A 467-nucleotide genomic window follows, 5' to 3' on the forward strand; every position below is an offset into this window, starting at 1 on the left:
CACCTCGATGAACTCGCTGAACCTCCCGTGGGCCGCCGGCGGCGCGGAGGCGAAGCGGCTGACGTTCATCTACGACGGCCTCTTCGACGCCACGCCGGACCTCGAAGTCGTCCCCGCGCTGGCGACCGGCGGCGGGTTCGTCGACGACACCACCGTCGAACTCACTCTTCGCGAGGGCGTCGAGTGGCACGACGGCGAGCCGTTCACCGCGGAGGACGTGAAGTTCACCGTCGAACTGTACAAGGAACACTCCTCGACCAGTCAGACGCCGTTCTACGAACCGGTCGAGTCGGTCGAGGTGCTCGGCGACCACGAGGTTCGGTTCAATCTGAAGGGCCCCGACGCGGCGTTCATGACCCAGCGCGTCGTTCGCAGCGTCATCATCCCCAAGCACAAGTGGGAGGACGTGGAGAACCCGTCCCAGCACAACCCCGAGTCGCCCGTTGGCACGGGGCCGTTCACGTACG

At 66.4% G+C, this 467-nt stretch carries 1 protein-coding gene; it reads left to right on the top strand.

The features are described 5' to 3' along the window. A partial coding sequence (locus tag D3D01_RS22765; RefSeq protein WP_233563628.1) for an ABC transporter substrate-binding protein occupies positions 1-467 on the top strand: 467 nt, incomplete at both ends.

Source organism: Haloarcula sp. Atlit-7R, from assembly GCF_003666065.1.
Taxonomy (GTDB): domain Archaea; phylum Halobacteriota; class Halobacteria; order Halobacteriales; family Haloarculaceae; genus Haloarcula; species Haloarcula taiwanensis.